The following is a 16,934-nucleotide window of genomic DNA, read 5'->3' on the forward strand; positions in this document are numbered from 1 at the left end:
GCACTCAGCCGGCGGGGACCGCCGGGACGCGCGCGGCGGTGGACCGCTCCTCCACCCGCAGGCGCGCGACACGTGTCCAGGCCGCCACCGCTTTCAGCGCGGAACCCGCGGCCAGCCCCCAGGCGGCGCCCAGCGCCGATCCGGTCAGCAGGTATCCGGCGAGCATGAGGGCGACGGAGACCAGCGAGAACACCACCTGCACCGACAGGGTGGCGCGAGGGCTGAGCACCCGCAGGGTCACCAGCGCACAGGTGCCCAGGCCCATCACCGCGTACTGGGCACCCGAGGCGGGCAGCAGCGCGGCCGCCGACTGCCAGGTGGCTCCGAGGAGTTGGCGCCCCACGTGGTCGGGCAGCGCGTACAGCACCAGCCCCCAGGCGAGGCCGACGACACTGAGGACCAGGCCGAGCGCAGCGGCGGCACGGGTAGTTGCCCGGCGTCCTCCGAGGCGCCCCAGCAGCGGCGGACCGAACGCGTTGACCGAGTTGAACAGGACGTTGAGCGGGCCGAAGAGCGTGGTGGCCCCGCGCAGCGCTCCGACCGCCAGCGGGGCGGCGAACAGTCCGAGGCCCAGCACGGCGAGCTGGCTGGAGGCGTTGCCCACGGCGAACTCCACGACGAAACGCTGTCCGAGGTGGCCCCGGCGCACATAGGGCAGCAGATCGGCTCGCGCGCCGCGCACATGGGGCCACAGCAGGCGCAGGCCCAGCAGCAGCGCCGGCACGGCCGACAGTCCCCAGACGGCCACGAGCATCCCCGGCGCCGCGTGCCGGGGCTGGAACAGCAGCGCGGGCACCACGCACAGGAGGCGCAGGCTGTCGGCTGCCAGCGCCAGGCCCGGACGCCGCAGCGTGGAGAACGCGTACCGCAGCTCGTCCTGCACCAGCACCAGCGGCAGGACGAGCCCCAGGGCGAGAAAGGCTCCGCCCGGACCGGCCCAGCCGCCGGTGACGGCGGCGGCGATCGCGCCGGCGACGGCCAGCAGTACGCCGCCGACCGTGGCGGCCAGCGCGGTGAAGGCCGTCGCGGACCGGCAGGCGGCCCCGACGGCGGCGGTGTCGCCCCGGGTGAGGACGACCGCCTGGCCCACGTACGCCATGTTGAGACCGAGCAGCACCGTGAAGGTCAGGTAGACCATCGAGAAGGTGGCGAACCCGTGCGCGGTGGAGACGCGGGCCGCGATGACCAGTACGGCGATGTTGGTGAGGCTGGACGCCGCCTGGTCGAGCACGGAGGCGAGTGCGGCTGTCGAACGCCGCGGTGTGCGGGGCGGGTCGGACGTCGGCGGCGGTTGCCCCGGCGTGGTCACCGGTCCCCCGAGCGGAGGGTGCGCAGCGCGACCGTGTCGCTGCCGTCTCCGTCGAGGTGCCGAGCCGGCTCGGGCCGGGGGCTGGGCGGAGCCGTCCTGGCCGCCGGGCTCTGCTCGGCGCGGCGGCCGTTGGCGCGGCGGGCGGGGGCCCCCGCTTCGCTCCGCTTCGACTCGGTGTGGGTCACCGCGCCCAGCACGGTGCCGCCCGCACCGACGATCAGTTCGCGGATGCGGACGAGGTCGGCGCGGTGCACGGTGCGCGGGTCACAGACGATGAGCACCCCGTCGACCCGGTCGACGAGCGCGAGGGCGTCGGCGTAGGCGAGGACGGGCGGGGCGACGACCACGACCGTGGCATCGGGATCGTCCGCCTCGGCGATCAACCGGGTGGTCCGCGCGGAGGTCAGTGCGCGCGGGACGTTGCGGACCCGTTCGCCGGCGACGAGGCCGAAGGCCCCCGACTCCCCGGCGTCGACGACGAGTTGGCCACGGGCGGGCCACTCTCCCTCGGCGTGCTCACTGGTGCGGCTCCATTGGGGCCGGAAGGCGGCCGACACGTCGAGCCGTTCCGAGAGGGACGGGGTGCGCAGATCGGCCTCCACCAGCAGCACGTTCTTGCCGGTCTCCGCGAATGAGGCGGCGAGGTTGACCGCGACGGCGACACTCGACTCCATGGAGCCGCGCGGGGCGACGACGAGCAGGCGGCGCCGGTCGGCGAACCTCTCGTCGTAGGCCAGCCGGAAGGCGATAGAGCGGTACTCCTCGGCCGCCCGGGAGTCGGTGTGACCGACCACCAGGGTCCCCGCCGAGCCGCGCGGCAGCGCGCCGAGGACGGGACCGCGCACCGCACGGGCCACGTCGCCCGCCGAGCGCGGCGCGGGGTCGAAGACCAGCCGCACCCAGGCGCCGAGCAGGCCCAGGCCGACGCCGACGAGGCCGCCCAGCCCGAGGGAGAGCGGCAGGCCGGGCCCGTCGGACGAGGGGGGGACGGTGGCGTTGCGGATCACGTTGCCGGGCGTCATGTCGAGCGCCTTCAGACTGGTGATCTTGCCGCGCAGGTCGGTGATGCGGTTGAGCAGGTTGGCCTGCACCGCGTAGGCGGAGTCCGCGGCGGAGCCGTTGGGCAGGGCCTTGATCTGCCTGGCGAGTTCGTCGTTCTGCTTGGCGACGGGGTTGAGCTGGTCCTGCAGGCTCTTGAGCATCGACCCCCGGACGGCCTCCCACTGCTCCTTGCGCAGGTCGATGTAGGACTGCGTGAGGGCGTTGGCCCGGCGGGCCGCCTGCTTCGGGTCGGAGGCGGTGTAGGTGAAGTGCAGCACGAGGGTCTGCGGCGGGTTGGTGACCTGGAGTCCGTGCTGGAGCCGGTCGACCTCGTCGGCGCCGATCCCGAGTCGCTTCGCGGCGCCTTCGGCGACCTTACGGCTGAGCGCCGTCTGCCGCTCGGATCCCATGTTGATCGCCTTGTCGCTGGACAGGGTCGGTGCGAAGGGATCGCTGGTGGGGGCGCGCAGCACGATGTCGGTGGTGGCGGCGTAGCTGTCGGCGCCGGTGATGCCGAGCCAGGCGCCGGCCAGCAGTCCGACACCGATGCCGCCGCTGATCAGCCAGCGATAGCGCAGGAGTTGACGGAACTGCTCGCGCAGCTGTTCCGGCTCGTCCTCCCCCCGTACGGGAACGTGTGTGTCGCTCACCTTCCAGGTCCCCCCAAAACTTCGTCGATCAGCGCGTCGATCCGCGCGAGACCCGCCGCCCGGGACAGATGAGCAGCCACATGGCGCGGTCCCGCCGCACCCAACTCGTCCGCCGTCACCGGATCTTCGGCGAGTGTACGCACTGCCGACAGAAACTGATCGGGATTCTCCGGTTCCACGAGCATTCCGGCACCCGAGCGCAGTACTTCGCGGGCCGTGCCGCCTTCGGCCGCGACGGAGGCGATCACCGGGCGGCCGGCCGCGAAGTACGAGGTGAGTTTGGAGGGGACGCTCATGTCGAGGACGGAGGCACGCTGGGTGACGGCGAGCACGTCGGCGGCCGCCAGCACGTCGGGGAAGTCGGCGTCGGCCACCGAAGGCAGGAACTCCAGATTGGGCAGCCCTCCGGCACGGCGAGCGAGGTGCTCGCGCTGGTTGCCGTCGCCCATCAGCACGATCCGGGTGGCCGGATCGCGGCGGGCCGCCTCCACCAGCACGTCCAGTCCCTGCTTGAGGCCCATGTTGCCGGAGTGCAGCACCACGGTCTGCTCCGGTCGCCAGCCGAGGCGCTCACGGGTGCGGGCACGGGGGGCCGAAGGTGCCTGTATGTGCGACCAGTTCGGAACCAGGCGGATGCGTCCGGGATCCACTCCCATGGCACGCACCCGCTCGACGAACGTCTCGTGGATGACACCGACGAGGGTGGCACGCCGCAGCACCCATGACTCCGCGCGCTCGGCGAGCTCGGCGGCGCGGCCGCCGCCCTGGATGCCGGACTGTGCGGCGGCGGCGCCCATCAGGTCCTGCACGACCGGCACGTAGGGGACGCGGTACCGGGCGGCGATCCGCGCGCCGAGCACTCCCCCGGCAAGGCTGGGCAGTTGGGCGAGCACGGCGTCGACGCGGCCGGTGCGGGGCGGTGCGACCAGGCCGTGCGCGAGTATCGAGCTCTCGAACAGGGCTCTGCGCAGGGCGCTTTGCCTCGGAGGGACGCTGTGCCGACGACGGTGGACGGTGACTCCGGCACGCTGTTCGGTGGCCCGCCACACCCCGCGGTAGGCGGGGTCGAGGCGCCAGGACGGGTAGTGCGGGAGCCCCGCGAGAACGTGGGTGTCGTGCCCGCGGCTCGCCCAGTGCTCGGCGATGCCCGTCGCGTACGGTCCGATACCGGTGTGCTCGGGGGCGTAGTTGGTGGACACCAGGAGCAGCCGGCGCCCGGATGCGGCGAGTTCGCTCTCCTCGCCGGTCAGTGCGCGGTCGTCCGGCCCGGTGGTGCGCCGCTCCGGTACGGACGACGCCGCCGCACGAGCGGCCTCGCGCCCGTCCCGACGGCTGCGCTCGTCGTGGGTTTTTGTCACGCGACGAAACCTTCCCCCCGGCCACCTGCGCGGCCTCCCCTGTGTGTCCGCGCCCTTCAGGCCCCGGGACCCACACACTCATCAGAAGTGAACCAGGACGCACCCTAATTGTTCACCGTTCCTGCACCTAGCATGAACGCTATCGTCAAAGTCCGTGCATCCCGCGCAAAGGGGTGCGCATTGGGGGACAGCATCGATCGAGGGGGGCATCTGTGCCATCAGGCAAGCCGTATCGCGTGGGCTACGCGCCGGGCGCCTACGATCTTTTCCACATCGGGCACTTGAACATCCTGCGGCACGCGCGTGCCCAGTGCGACTACTTGGTGGCGGGCGTGGTCTCGGACGAGATGGCCGAGAACGCCAAGGGGAGGCTGCCGATGATCCCGCTGGTGGAGCGGCTGGAGATCGTCCGGAGCATCAAGTACGTGGACGCCGCGTTCGTGGAGACCGTGCCGGACAAGCTGGAGACGTGGAAGCAGGTCCGCTTCGACGTCCTGTTCAAGGGCGACGACTGGAGGGACACGCCGAAGGGGGAGCGGCTGGAGCGGGACTTCGCCACCGTGGGCGTGGACGTCGTCTACTTCCCGTACACCGTGCACACGTCGAGCACCCAACTGCGGCGCGCCATCGACGCCCTGGACGGGACGCGGTTCAACGACGAACTGCGGACAGCTCCCGGAACCACTTGGTGAGGAAGGCGACGAGGAAGAGCGCGGCGGCGGCGGCGAGGACGGTGTAGGCCCACCGGAAGGCGCCGCCGCCGCCGAGCAGCAGGAAGACCAGGCAGAACACCCCGTGGTCGACCGGGAGCAGAGCCACCGCGCGGGCCGCGGAGGGCGGGCCCCCGTCGCCCGGCGCCGCCTTGGGCTTGAGCTGCTCGGTCAGCAGTCCGCCGAAGAACGTCACGACGGCGACGAGTTGGAATCCGAGCGGCACCAGCAGCCAGCCGTCGGCCGCGGTCCCGAAGTGACCGGGGTGCCGGTAGAAGGTGAGCAGCACGGCGGTGTGCAGGGCGGTGATCTTGGCGCAGTCGACCACATGGTCGAGCCATTCACCCGCCGCGCTGCCGCCGCCGCGCAGCCGGGCGAGCTGCCCGTCCGCGGAGTCGAAGGCGAAACCCACGGCGAGCCCGAGCCACACCGCGAGGCCGGCGGTCACGGTGGGCACGGCGAGCGCCGCCACCGCGACCGCCGCGAAGCTGAACGCCGCACTGATCATGGTGACGTGGTTGGGTGTCAACCCCAGCCGGTACGCCCCGGCGGCGAGATACCGGCCCGCGGGCCGGTTCACGAACCGCGAATACAGCGATACGCCCTTCGCACTCTTCTGCGCGGACTTCAGCCGTATCAGCGCCGACGCCGTACTGCTCATCGATCCCCCCGGACCTCATGACCCCACCGGTCGTTCCCCTGATCCACATCATCACAGGTGAAGGCGCGCGATGGCGAACGATCGGAGAACTCACCACGAGCTGGGGATGTCGCCGGGAGGGCGCGGGCATGGTCCGGCGGCCGCGCCCGCTGGTTCCCGGGGCGGCGAACCCGGTTCAGCGACCAAGACGTGCGAGCCATTCCAGCGCGGCGACGGCATGACGCAGGACGGAGATGTGGCCGTCGGCCGGGTGGAGGCGGAGTTCCGAGCGGGGGCACCGGCTCGCGAGCCACTCGCCGTGGGAGGAGGGGACGACCCTGTCCTCGCCGCCGTGCAGCAGGAGCACCGGGCCCGTGATCGACCGTGGATCGCAGCCCCAGGCACCGACGTAGGCCAGGTCGTCGTCGATCAGGCCGCCCGGACCCGCTTCGACGGCGGGGCCGACGACATCGTGGAACCAGGACCACTCACCCGCGAGGGCCGCGTGGTCGGCCGCTGTGAACATGCCCGGGTCGTAGGTCGCTTCCGCCTCGTGGCGCGCCTTCTCCTCACGGCCCGCGACGGCCGCGGTCAGCGACGCCCGACCGGCGTCGTTCATGCCCGCGAACCAGTCGAGTCCCTCGGCGCCGAAGGGGGCCGGCCCCGCCACGCTCACCGTGCCGAGCACCCGTTCCGGCAGCAGCGCCGCACACGCCAGCGCGTGCGTTCCGCCGCCCGAGTGCCCCATGAGCGCGAAACGGCCGATGCCCAGCGCGTCCGCTACGCGGGTGACGTCGGCGGCGGCCGATGCCACGTTCCGGCCCGGCAGCGGCGTCGATCCGCCGTAGCCGGGGCGGTCGTAGGACACCCAGCGGATGCCCAGTCGCCCGGAGGCGGCGAAGAGGGGCTCGGGCGGCGCTCCGATGTTGGGCGTGCCGTGGTGCCAGAGGACGGTGAGGCGATCGGTCCCGTCCGCGCCGGTGTCGTAGACGTGCAGTCCGCGTCCGTCGGCAAGCTCCAGCTCGTTCTCCGTCATCCCGGTACCCATGGCTTCGGACATCTCCCTTTCTCCCATGGCTCGGACGGGTCGGTCGTGCCAGGTGCGTCAGTCGTGCGCGGGCCGGTCGCTGATCCTGTGGTCGGCCAGGTTGAGGGCCTCGTCCACCACCCGGCGCAGCTGGCCGTCGCGCAGGGCGTAGACGACCCGGCGCCCCTCCTTGCGGGTGGTCACGAGTCCCGCGAGACGGAGCCGGGCCAGGTGCTGACTGACGGCCGGGCGGGCGGCCCCGCAGGTCTCGGTGAGGGTGGTGACGTCGGCCTCTCCTTCGGCCAGGGCGTGCAGCAGCACCAGCCGGGTGCGGTCACCGAGCAGGGCGAGCAGTTCGGCGGCGAGGGCGAACTGTTCCTCGCCGGGTGTGCGCGGGTGCGCATCGGTGGCAGGTGACAGATGCATGCGTGCGCTCATATGCACATAATGGAGCGGTGGGCACCGTCGTGTCCACCGCTGCCGCGCCGCCTTCCCGCCCACGTACCGGGCGGCCCGAAAAGGGGACCCACGTGAGCCACCACCACGCACACGGTCAAGGTCACGCACACCCGCACGGCCAGCAGGACGGACACGCGCACGAGCGCACCCCCGCGCACGACCACGCGCACGGCACCGGGCAAGGGCAAGAACTCGGCCATGGACAAGACCACGGGCGCGGACACGGACACGGTCACGGCCATGGGCACCCGCACGCTCCTGGCGCCCCACGGCCGCAGGCCCGCCGGACGCGGCGGTCCGGGCACCGGCTGCGGCATCTGCTGACGCCGCACTCGCACGAGGCCGCCGACAAGGTGGATCCGGCGCTGGAGTCCTCCGCCCGGGGCATGCGGGCCCTGTGGGTCTCGCTGGCCGCGCTCGGCGCGACGGCGCTCGTCCAGGCGGTGATCGTGGTGTTCTCCGGGTCGGTCGCGCTGCTGGGCGACACCGTGCACAACGCCGCGGACGCGCTCACCGCCCTACCCCTCGGCATCGCCTTCGTCCTGGGCCGCCGCGCCGCCGACCGCCGCTTCACCTACGGCTACGGACGCGCCGAGGACCTGGCCGGCATCGCCGTCCTGCTGACGATCACCGCGTCCGCGGCCTTCGCCGCCTGGGCGGCCGTGGACCGGCTGCTCGACCCGCGGGACATCCGGCACGTCCCGATGGTGGCCGCCGCGGCCGTCGCCGGGTTCGTCGGCAACGAGTGGGTGGCCCGCTACCGCATTCGCGTCGGCCGGGAGATCGGCTCGGCCGCCCTGGTCGCCGACGGCCTCCACGCCCGTACGGACGGGTTCGCCTCGCTCGCCGTCCTGCTCGGGGCCGGTGGCGCGGCGCTCGGCTGGCGGTCGGCGGACCCGATCATCGGACTTCTGATCACGGCGGCCATCCTGCTCGTGCTGCGGGACGCCGCCCGCGAGGTCTTCCGGCGCGTCATGGACGCCGTCGACCCGGCCCTCGTCGACTCCGCGGAGACGGCGCTCCTGACGGTCGACGGTGTGCAGGAGGTGAGCGAACTGCGGTTGCGCTGGATCGGCCACCGGCTGCGCGCCGAGATCGCTGTCGTCGTCGACGGGGAACTGTCCGTACGCGCGGCGCACGCGGTCGCGGTCGCGTGCGAGCACGCGCTGCTGCACACGGTGCCGAAGCTCGACGCCGCACTGGTGCACGCCGATCCGGCAACCGCGCCAGGAGAGGCAGACCCGCACTTGGCACTGGCGCACCACACGTCGGCGCACCACGCGTCGGCGCAGGACACGTCCCTGCAGGACACGTCGGATGGTCATACGTGGGCTCACCACGCATCGCACGGACACGCTTCCGCGCACCACACCTCGCACGGTCACACATCGGATCGTCCCGCGCCCGCCCACCACGCACCGTCCCAGCCCACGCATGACCAGCACACACAGGCCGACCGCACACGGGCCCAACACACACAGGCCGACCACGCGCGGACCGGTCGAGCCCGGACCGATCACACCCCGGCCTGATCCGGCCGGGGTGTTCCCGTCGGCTCAGTGTTCGTGCGGCTCGTCGCGGTGGACCGGCCCGTGGGCGTCCTCGCAGTGCCCAGGGTCGTCGAGGAGCTTGCGGTCCCCGGGCAGCGCCACCTGAAGCACCTGCTCCGAGGCGTGGTCGACCTGGAGCGTGGTGTGCGTGATGCGGTAGTCGTCGCGCAGCAGCTCCTCCAGGTCCCGCCGGACGGCGTGGCAGTCGCCAGCGGACTCGACCAGGACGTGTGCGGACAGGGCGGCCTGACCGGAGGTGATCTGCCAGACGTGCAGGTCGTGCACCTCGACGACGGCCGGCAGGGCGACGAGCCGGTCTCCGAGCGCGTCGGGGTCGATGTCCGCGGGCGCGGCCTCCAGGAAGATGCGGCCGGACTCGCGCAGGAGCCCGTACCCGGCCTTCGCCATCAGGGCCACCACCATCAGCGTGGCGATCGGGTCGGCGCGGCTGAAGCCGGTCAGGACGATCACCAGCGCGGCGACCGCGGTGCCGACGAAGGCGAACAGGTCGTTGAGGATGTGCTGGTAGGCGCCCTCGACGTTGAGCGAGGAGCGGTTGGCCTGGGAGATGCACCAGGTGGCGGCCACGTTCACGGCGATTCCGACGAGGGCCGTGACGAGCATCAGCCCGCCCTCGACCGCGGGCGGGTCGATGAGCCGGCGCACGGACTCGTACGCCAGCCAGGCCCCGAGCAGCAGCAGGGTCAGGCCGTTCGCCTGGGCCGAGAGGATCTCCGCGCGCTTGAGGCCGTACGTGAAACCGCCGCGGGCCGGACGCGCGGCGAGCCGCATGGCGATCAGGGAGAGCACGATGGACGCGGCGTCGGTGAGCATGTGCGCGGCGTCCGAGATGAGGGCCAGCGAACCGGCGAGGACACCGACGACGACCTCGACCGCCATGAACGCCGTGATGAGGGTGAGCGCGATCGCCAGCCAGCGGCGGTCGGTGCCCGCCGACACCCCGTGCGAGTGGGCGCCATGACTCCCCGAGCCGTGCTCGTGCGGCCGCGCGTGCCCGGATCCGTGGTCATGACCGTGATCGCTCATGCTGTCCGTGTTCCCCCTGTGCGTATGGTGCCTCGATCGAAGTGAAACGCACGGCCGGGCATTCGGCAAAGGCTGCACCGGTCACCGTTGTCATCTTCGACAGGACTCCTTTGACCTGCGGCAACGCATCCGCCGACCGAGACCCGTCGCCGACCGCGCCCGCCCTGGCCCGCGACACCGGGGGGCGGCCGCCCACCCGCGCGCGGCCGGCGGGTCGCGACGCGATCGCCGCCGTGGGTACCGAGCCCGCCGGGTGTGGTCTGCGATCGCCGCCGACCGCCCACGGACGACGCGCCCGTCGACGGGCCGGCCCGCGCGCGAGGACGGCCGCCCGCCCGCGCTTCCCGCTCCCGGCCGTCGCCGCCGAACCGCGCGAGGCCGCCGGCGGCCTCGGCGCCTTCGTCCGCTCCGCGACCACCGTGGACATCGCGCCGTGTTCTCCCGGCCGCCCGGCGCCGTCCCGCCCGGGACCGCGCGACTCCTCCAGCTCCGTACCGGACTCGGGAGCACCCTCCGATGACCGGAAACCCCATCCCCCGCCCGCTCGACGGCAGCGAGTTCGCGCCGTTCTTCGCGGGGGCCGAGGACCCCGCGCGGGCTCGTCTCCCGGCGCACCGGACCAGAAGTCGCCCCGGACATCGGCGCTGCGGGCGCCTCCGGTCCGGTCCGGACGGCCGGCAGCCCCGAACGCGGCGGCATCCGGGCCCCGGCGCCCTTCGCCGGCGAGGGTGCGCTGGTCCCACGGGTGCGGAGCACGGTGGACGCGTGCGGGTCCGCCGGGCCGGACGGGCGGGCGCCGGTGGTGCACCCGCCGACGAACGCCCCACGCGTCCCCCTGCCCACCCCTGACCACCGCTGCCCCGGCGGCCGTCGGATCCGGCCGGGGACACGACACGCGCGCGACCCGGCCGGGCTGCCGAAAGAACATGATCCGAACAGCCGTGGACCGTGCCGAACGAGCCAACCTACTGGCGAGTACGAATCGCGGCTATTCACACCCAAGTGATGAATCCCACCCTTTTGCCCGGCGCGAATTTTGATTAGGCGAGGCAGAACCGTTGAAGGATTCAATTTACATCGAGGGAAACAATACGTTTCCGTGCGCGCCCTCGTACGCCCTGCTTTGACTTTTCGTCAGGAGCCATTTCCGCAGGCCGACCCAGTGGGCGACCAGCACCCGAACAGTGGTCGACCAGCCGCTCAACTACCGAGGAACAAAGCACCCGTTGGCCGTCCACGCCGGAATCCGAAGCCGCCATGTCAGCAGTGTTACGTCGGGTAAGTCCTGCCTCCTTGAGAGTTTGACTTTCACCTGGATGCGCAATAAGCATGAGCGTGCTTCACATCGGCCACGGCTTGTTGTGAAGCGCAAGCGCTCTCCGCTCTCCCCCACCATTCCTCACTCCCGTGTGATATTGGAGCGTTCGCGTGCCTGTGCCGAATATCGATACCTCCGGCCTGCTTGCTGTCGACGACATCGTCATCGCCGTGAACCCGTTCGCCGTCCCGTCCGCACGCGTCACCGCCGCCGCCGTACGGGCCGGTGGTCTGGGCGTACTGGACCTCACCTCGGGTGGGCGCCGGGCAGCCGGGGAACTCGCGCTCGCCGGGGAATGGTCGCCCGCCGGTTTCGGCGTACGGCTCCGCGACAACGCTGCCTTTCCCGCGCGGGGACTCCCCGCCGGCGTGCACACCGTCCTGCTGACCGACGACGCCTGCTGCACCCCCGCGGACTTCCCGGGCCGTCGCGTGCTCGTCGAGGTGACCTGCCGGGAGCAGGCGTTACGGGCCGCCGCGGCCGGCGCCCACGGGCTGATCGCCCGGGGCCACGAGGCAGGCGGCCCGGTGGGCGAGCTGAGCACCTTCGTCCTGCTGCAACAGCTGCTCGGCGACGAGACGTTCGATCTGCCGGTCTGGGCTTGCGGCGGCGCCGGACCGTACACCGCGGCGGCCGTCGTGGCGGGCGGCGGCGCCGGGGTCGTCCTGGACACCCAGCTCGCCCTGCTCGACGAGGCCGAGGCAGGGCTGCCCGCCGGGACCGGGGCCCTGCTGGCCGGGCTCGACGGCTCCGAGACCACCCTGGAGGCGGGCCGCCGCGTCGTACGACGCCGGGGAGCCCCGGAGGGCGCCCCGGCCCCCGAGATCGGTCAGGACGGGTTCCTCGCGGCCCGCTTCCAGGAACGCTGGGGCACCGTCCGCGCGGCCGTGCGAGGCGTACGGGACGCCGTCCTCGACGCTCTCGAGGCCGCCGGTCCCACGCTCGGCGCCGACAACGCGGGCAGCCGTGCGCTCGGGACCGAACTGCCGGTGGTCCAGGGACCGATGACCCGGGTCAGCGACCAGGCCGCGTTCGCCGCCGAGGTGAGCGGACACGGCGCGCTCCCCTTCGTCGCGCTCGCGCTCTCCGGCGCCGAGCAGACCCGCGCCGTCCTGGAACGGACCAGGGACGCGCTCGGGGACGCGCCCTGGGGCGTCGGCGTGCTGGGCTTCGCGGACGAGGACATCAAGTCCGCACAGCTCGCCGTCGTACGAGAGATCCGCCCCTCCCACGCGATCATCGCGGGCGGCCGTCCCGCACAGGCCGCCGCGCTGGAGGAGGCGGGCATCTCCACCTTCCTGCACGTGCCGTCCCCGGGCCTGCTGAAGCAGTTCCTGGCGGCGGGCGCACGCAAGTTCGTCTTCGAGGGCGCCGAGTGCGGCGGACATGTCGGACCGCGCAACAGCTTCCCGCTGTGGGAGGCACAACTAGGCGTGCTGGACGACTTCCTGGCGGGCGCGAAGAACGGCACGGCCGCCGAACTGCACCTGCTCTTCGCGGGCGGGATCCACGACGAGCGGTCCAGCGCGATGGTCAGCGCCCTCGCCGCGCCACTGAGCGCCCGGGGTGCCGCCGTCGGCGTGCTGATGGGCACGGCGTACCTGTTCACCGAGGAGGCGGTCCGCGCGGGCGCCGTGCTGCCGCTGTTCCAGCGTCAGGTGATCGACGCCGAACGCACGGACCTGCTGGAGACCGCCCCGGGGCACGCCACCCGCTGTGTCCGCAGCCCGTTCACCGACGAGTTCGCCGCCGTCAAGGAGGACCTGGCCGCCCGTGAGGTGCCCGGCCGCGAGGTCTGGGAGCAGTTGGAACGGCTCAACGTGGGCCGGCTGCGACTGGCCAGCAAGGGGATCGAGCGGGCCGGGGGCGAGCTGCGCGAGGTCGGTGAGGAGAGACAGCTCGCCGAGGGCATGTTCATGGCCGGTGAGGTGGCCGTGCTGCGCTCGGCCGTCACCACCGTCGCCGCCCTCCACACCTCGGTCACGACCGGGGCGGCCACCTTCCTCGCCGACCGGCTGGCCGCCCTCGGTCTCGGTGCGCCGGCCGCCGTCCCCTCCCCCGAGCCGCTGGACATCGCCGTCGTCGGCATGGCGTGCATGTTCCCCGGCGCCCCCGACCTCGCCACCTTCTGGGCCAACGTGCTGGCGGGCGAGGACTCCGTCACCGAGGTGCCCGCGACCCGTTGGGACGCCGGCCTCTACCACTCCCCCGACGGCTCCGGAACCGGCGAGACGACCCCGTCCAGATGGGGCGGGTTCCTCCCCGAAATACCCTTCGAGCCGCTGCGGTACGGGATTCCGCCGGCCTCGCTGCCCGCCATCGAGCCCGTGCAGCTGCTGGCTCTCGAGGCCGCGCGCCGGGCCCTGGAGGACGCCGGGTACGGGAACCGGCCCTTCGACCGGGCCCGCGCCTCGGTGGTGTTCGGCGCGGAGGCGGGCAGCGACCTGTCCAACGCCATGACCCTGCGGTCCGTGCTGCCCTCCTATCTCGGTGCCGTGCCGCCCGCGCTGGACGCGCAGTTGCCGCGCCTGACCGAGGACTCCTTCCCCGGCATCCTCGCCAACGTCATCGCGGGCCGGATCGCCAACCGCCTCGACCTCGGTGGTGCCAACTACACCGTGGACGCCGCCTGCGCCTCCTCGCTCACCGCGGTCGACGTGGCGTGCAAGGAACTGACCGGCGGTACGAGCGACCTGGTGCTGTGCGGGGGCGCGGATCTGCACAACGGCATCAACGACTACCTGCTCTTCGCGTCCGCCCACGCCCTGTCGCCCTCCGGCCGTTCCGCGCCCTTCGACAGCGCCGCCGACGGCATCGCGCTCGGCGAGGGCGTCGGCTGCGTCGTCCTCAAGCGGCTCGCCGACGCCGAGCGCGACGGGGACCGGGTGTACGCGGTCGTCAAGGGCGTCGGCAGCGCGAGTGACGGCCGGGCACTGGGGCTGACAGCTCCCCGGCCCGAGGGCCAGTACAACGCGCTGACCCGGGCGTACCGCAACGCGGGCGTCTCCCCGGCCGAGGTCGGGCTCGTCGAGGCGCACGGCACCGGGACCGTCGTCGGTGACCGCACCGAACTCGGCGCCCTCACCCGCGTGTTCGAGGAAGCCGGAGCCGAGCCGGGGAGCTGTGCGCTGGGGTCGGTGAAGTCGCAGATCGGTCACACCAAGTGCGCCGCCGGGCTGGCCGGGCTCATCAAGACCTCGCTGGCCCTGCACACCGGCGTACGGCCGCCGACCCTGCACCTCACCGAGCCGAACCCGGCCTGGGACGCGGGCACCAGCCCGTTCGCCTTCCACACCGAGGCCCGGCCCTGGGCCGCCGCCCCGGCACGACGCGTCGCCGGGGTCAGCGCCTTCGGCTTCGGCGGCACCAACTTCCACGTCGTGCTGCGGGCCCACGAGGACGGGCCGCCGCCGGTCACCGCCGCCCAGCGGTGGCCCGCCGAGCTGTTCACCTTCCGTGGCGCGGACCGGGCGGCCGCCGAGCGTGCGGCGGCCGGGCTGCTCGCCCTGGTCGAAGCGGATCCCGGCCCCTACGAGCCGTGGCGGCTGCGGGACTTCGCCCTCGCCGCGTCCCGGCGCGCCGAGGCCGCCGCGCCCCGCGGCCTCCCCGTGCGCATCGCGCTGGTCGCCGCCTCCACCGACGAGCTGAGAGACCTGCTCGGGCGGGCGGTGGCGGGCGAACACAGCCCGGAGGACGGCCTGTTCACCGCCGCCGCGGAATACGGCTTGTTCACCGCCGCCGCGGGAGGCGGCCTGCTCACCTCCACCGCGGAAGGCGGCCTGCTCACCTCCGTACCGAAGGGCAGCCTGCTCGCGTCCGTCCCGGACGGCGGCCTGTCCACCGTCACCCCGGACGCCGCCGACTCCCCGCGGGCCACCGCGGACCGGGCCGGGCCGGCCGGCGACGCGACCGGCCCCGTACCGGTCGACGCGGGCGTCGCGGTGCTCTTCCCCGGGCAGGGCAGCCAGCGGCCCGGGATGTTCGCGGAGCTGTTCGTGGCCTTTCCCGAACTGCAGCGTCATCTGCGGCTCGACGAGGAGACGGCCCGGGTGCTCTTCCCACCCGCCCCCTTCGACGAGGCGAGCCGCAAGGAGCAGCGGGAGCGGATCACCGACACCGCACTCGCGCAGCCCGCGCTCGGACTGACCTCACTCGCCGCCTTCCAGCTCCTTAGCAGGGCCGGGGTACGCCCGGCGATGGCGGCGGGGCACAGTTACGGCGAGCTGGCGGCGCTCGCCGCGGCCGGTGTCCTTGCGCCCGGGTCCCTGTTGCGGGCCAGTCACGAGCGGGCAGCCGCCATCCTGGGCGCCACCGGCGGCGGCGACCCCGGCACCATGGCCGCCGTCACCGCGCCCGAACCGGAGGTCGCGGCGGCCCTGGCGGCGGCCGGCCTCGACGCGACGGTGGTGACGGCGAACCGCAACTCGCCCCGCCAGACGGTGATTTCGGGCCCCACCGAGGACGTGCTCAGCGCCGTGGAGCGGCTGCGTGCCCGTGGACTGAGCGCCCAGCGCATCCCGGTGGCCTGCGCGTTCCACAGCCCGCTGGTCGCCTCCGCCGGCGAGCGGTTCGCCGAGGCGCTCGCCGAAGTCCCCTTGAGCGCACCAGACTTCCCGGTGTGGTCGAACCGTACGGCCGGCCCCTACCCGCGGACACCCGGGGCGATCCGGGCCGAACTGGCCGCCCAGATCGGCGCACCGGTCCGGTTCGCCGACCAGATCGAGGCGATGTACGAGGCCGGGGCCCGGGTCTTCGTAGAGGCCGGCCCCGGGTCGGTGCTGACCCGGCTGGTGGGCGCGGTGCTCGGCGACCGGCCGCACCGCACGGTCGCCCTGGAGGACGGCCGCCGCACCGGGCTCACCGGGTTCCTCGGCGCGCTCGCCCGGCTGGCCGTCGCCGGGGTGGACGTCAGGACCGGGTGGCTCTTCCAGGACCGGGACGCGCTCGACGCCGCCCGCGCCACGCGTCGCAGGCGCCCGGCCTGGACCGTGGACGGGCATCTGCTCCGTACCGCGGACGGTGTGGTCCCCGCCGCCGCGCTCCACCCCGCCGAGCGCGTCCCGGAGGCACTCATGACCAGCGGCGGTACCCCGCACGGACCGGCGTCCGCGACCGGCTCCGAGGCCCTGATCAGCGAGTTCCTGCGAACCAGCCGGGAGATGATCGCGGCGCAACGGGACGTGATGCTCGGGTACCTGGGCGCCGACCCGGAGGTGAGACCCGCCGGCCCCGTGCCGGTCGCGTACGCCCCCGTCCCCACCCCGGTCACGTACGCCGAAGCTCCCGTCACGGTGACGGTGCCGCCCGTCGCCGTCCCCGCGCCGGCCGAGGCGGCGGGCGGCTCGGTGCTGTCCGTCGTGCTGGAGGTCATCGGCGAGCGCACCGGCTACCCCGTCGACATGATCGAAACCGAACTCGACCTCGAGGCCGACCTCAGCGTCGACTCCATCAAGAGAGCCGAGATAGCCGGAGAACTCGCCACCCGCCTCGGACTCACCACCACCGGCGACACCGACACCGACATCGAAGAACTGGCCAAGGCCCGCACGGCCGCGAGCATCGCCGCACTGGTGGAACGGGTGACCGGGGCCCGAACCGCTCGAACGGCCCGGCCGGCCCAGGCCTCCGCCTCCGCCGTGGCGGACACGGCACCGACCGCCGAGACCGTCCTCGCCCTCGTGCTGGAGGTCATCGGCGAGCGCACCGGCTACCCCGTCGACATGATCGAACCCGAACTCGACCTCGAGGCCGACCTCAGCGTCGACTCCATCAAGAGAGCCGAGATAGCCGGAGAACTCGCCACCCGCCTCGGACTCACCACCACC

The 16,934-nt window shown here is 73.2% G+C and carries 9 protein-coding genes and 1 pseudogene; 3 read left to right on the forward strand and 7 right to left on the reverse strand.

Annotation, left to right across the window (positions count from 1 at the left end; translation table 11 throughout):
- Nucleotides 1-4 precede the first annotated feature (4 nt).
- The 3 genes from ACFVTC_RS35960 to ACFVTC_RS35970 all read right to left on the reverse strand — a co-directional run bounded on the left by ACFVTC_RS35960 (nt 5) and on the right by ACFVTC_RS35970 (nt 4,202).
- Entirely contained in the window at nt 5-1,231 is a 1,227-nt protein-coding gene (locus tag ACFVTC_RS35960; RefSeq protein WP_390132915.1) for a hypothetical protein, read from the reverse strand.
- A gap of 74 nt (nt 1,232-1,305) precedes the next feature.
- Nucleotides 1,306-3,000, reverse strand: coding sequence for a lipopolysaccharide biosynthesis protein (locus ACFVTC_RS35965; protein WP_390132917.1), 1,695 nt, complete (start codon nt 2,998-3,000; stop codon nt 1,306-1,308).
- Nucleotides 2,997-4,202 (reverse strand): glycosyltransferase family 4 protein, encoded by a 1,206-nt coding sequence (locus tag ACFVTC_RS35970; RefSeq protein WP_390132989.1) that lies wholly within the window; start codon nt 4,200-4,202, stop codon nt 2,997-2,999. Before ACFVTC_RS35970 ends, ACFVTC_RS35965 begins: the two co-directional genes overlap by 4 nt.
- A 368-nt stretch (nt 4,203-4,570) precedes the next feature.
- Between ACFVTC_RS35970 and ACFVTC_RS35975 the strand changes: the two genes are divergently transcribed.
- A complete protein-coding gene (locus tag ACFVTC_RS35975; protein WP_329291251.1) occupies nt 4,571-5,050 on the forward strand; it encodes an adenylyltransferase/cytidyltransferase family protein in 480 nt (159 codons plus the stop codon).
- Here the strand turns inward: ACFVTC_RS35975 and ACFVTC_RS35980 are convergent.
- From ACFVTC_RS35980 to ACFVTC_RS35990, 3 genes are all read right to left on the reverse strand, one after another.
- Complete coding sequence (locus ACFVTC_RS35980; RefSeq protein WP_390132919.1) at nt 5,010-5,729, reverse strand: CDP-alcohol phosphatidyltransferase family protein; 720 nt, start codon at nt 5,727-5,729, stop codon at nt 5,010-5,012. The genes ACFVTC_RS35975 and ACFVTC_RS35980 overlap by 41 nt on opposite strands.
- Before the next feature lie 175 nt (nt 5,730-5,904).
- On the reverse strand, nt 5,905-6,768 hold the full coding sequence (locus ACFVTC_RS35985; RefSeq protein ID WP_390132923.1) for an alpha/beta fold hydrolase: 864 nt from the start codon (nt 6,766-6,768) through the stop codon (nt 5,905-5,907).
- 45 nt (nt 6,769-6,813) lie between these two features.
- On the reverse strand, nt 6,814-7,173 hold the full coding sequence (locus tag ACFVTC_RS35990) for an ArsR/SmtB family transcription factor (protein WP_390132925.1): 360 nt from the start codon (nt 7,171-7,173) through the stop codon (nt 6,814-6,816).
- Between the two features lie 92 nt (nt 7,174-7,265).
- Here ACFVTC_RS35990 and ACFVTC_RS35995 point away from each other — a divergent pair.
- Nucleotides 7,266-8,468 (forward strand): annotated as a pseudogene (locus tag ACFVTC_RS35995) (cation diffusion facilitator family transporter); the annotation flags it as partial.
- A gap of 282 nt (nt 8,469-8,750) precedes the next feature.
- Here ACFVTC_RS35995 and ACFVTC_RS36000 read toward each other — a convergent pair.
- Nucleotides 8,751-9,791, reverse strand: coding sequence for a cation diffusion facilitator family transporter (locus tag ACFVTC_RS36000; RefSeq protein ID WP_390132926.1), 1,041 nt, complete (start codon nt 9,789-9,791; stop codon nt 8,751-8,753).
- 1,428 nt (nt 9,792-11,219) lie between these two features.
- On the opposite strand from ACFVTC_RS36000, the gene ACFVTC_RS36005 reads away from it, so the two are divergent.
- Nucleotides 11,220-16,934: beta-ketoacyl synthase N-terminal-like domain-containing protein (locus ACFVTC_RS36005; RefSeq protein ID WP_390132928.1), on the forward strand; the 5,715-nt coding region annotated here is incomplete at its 3' end.

This window comes from Streptomyces sp. NPDC057950 (assembly GCF_042887295.1).
Taxonomy (GTDB): domain Bacteria; phylum Actinomycetota; class Actinomycetes; order Streptomycetales; family Streptomycetaceae; genus Streptomyces; species Streptomyces kaempferi.

What these genes read in the sequence shown, in the direction of transcription:
- ACFVTC_RS35990 (WP_390132925.1), bottom strand. Translation starts at nt 7,173, where the DNA reads ATGAGCGCACGCATGCATCTGTCACCTGCCACCGATGCGCACCCGCGC.
- ACFVTC_RS35985 (WP_390132923.1), bottom strand. Translation starts at nt 6,768, where the DNA reads ATGTCCGAAGCCATGGGTACCGGGATGACGGAGAACGAGCTGGAGCTT.
- ACFVTC_RS35980 (WP_390132919.1), bottom strand. Translation starts at nt 5,729, where the DNA reads ATGAGCAGTACGGCGTCGGCGCTGATACGGCTGAAGTCCGCGCAGAAG.
- ACFVTC_RS36000 (WP_390132926.1), bottom strand. Translation starts at nt 9,791, where the DNA reads ATGAGCGATCACGGTCATGACCACGGATCCGGGCACGCGCGGCCGCAC.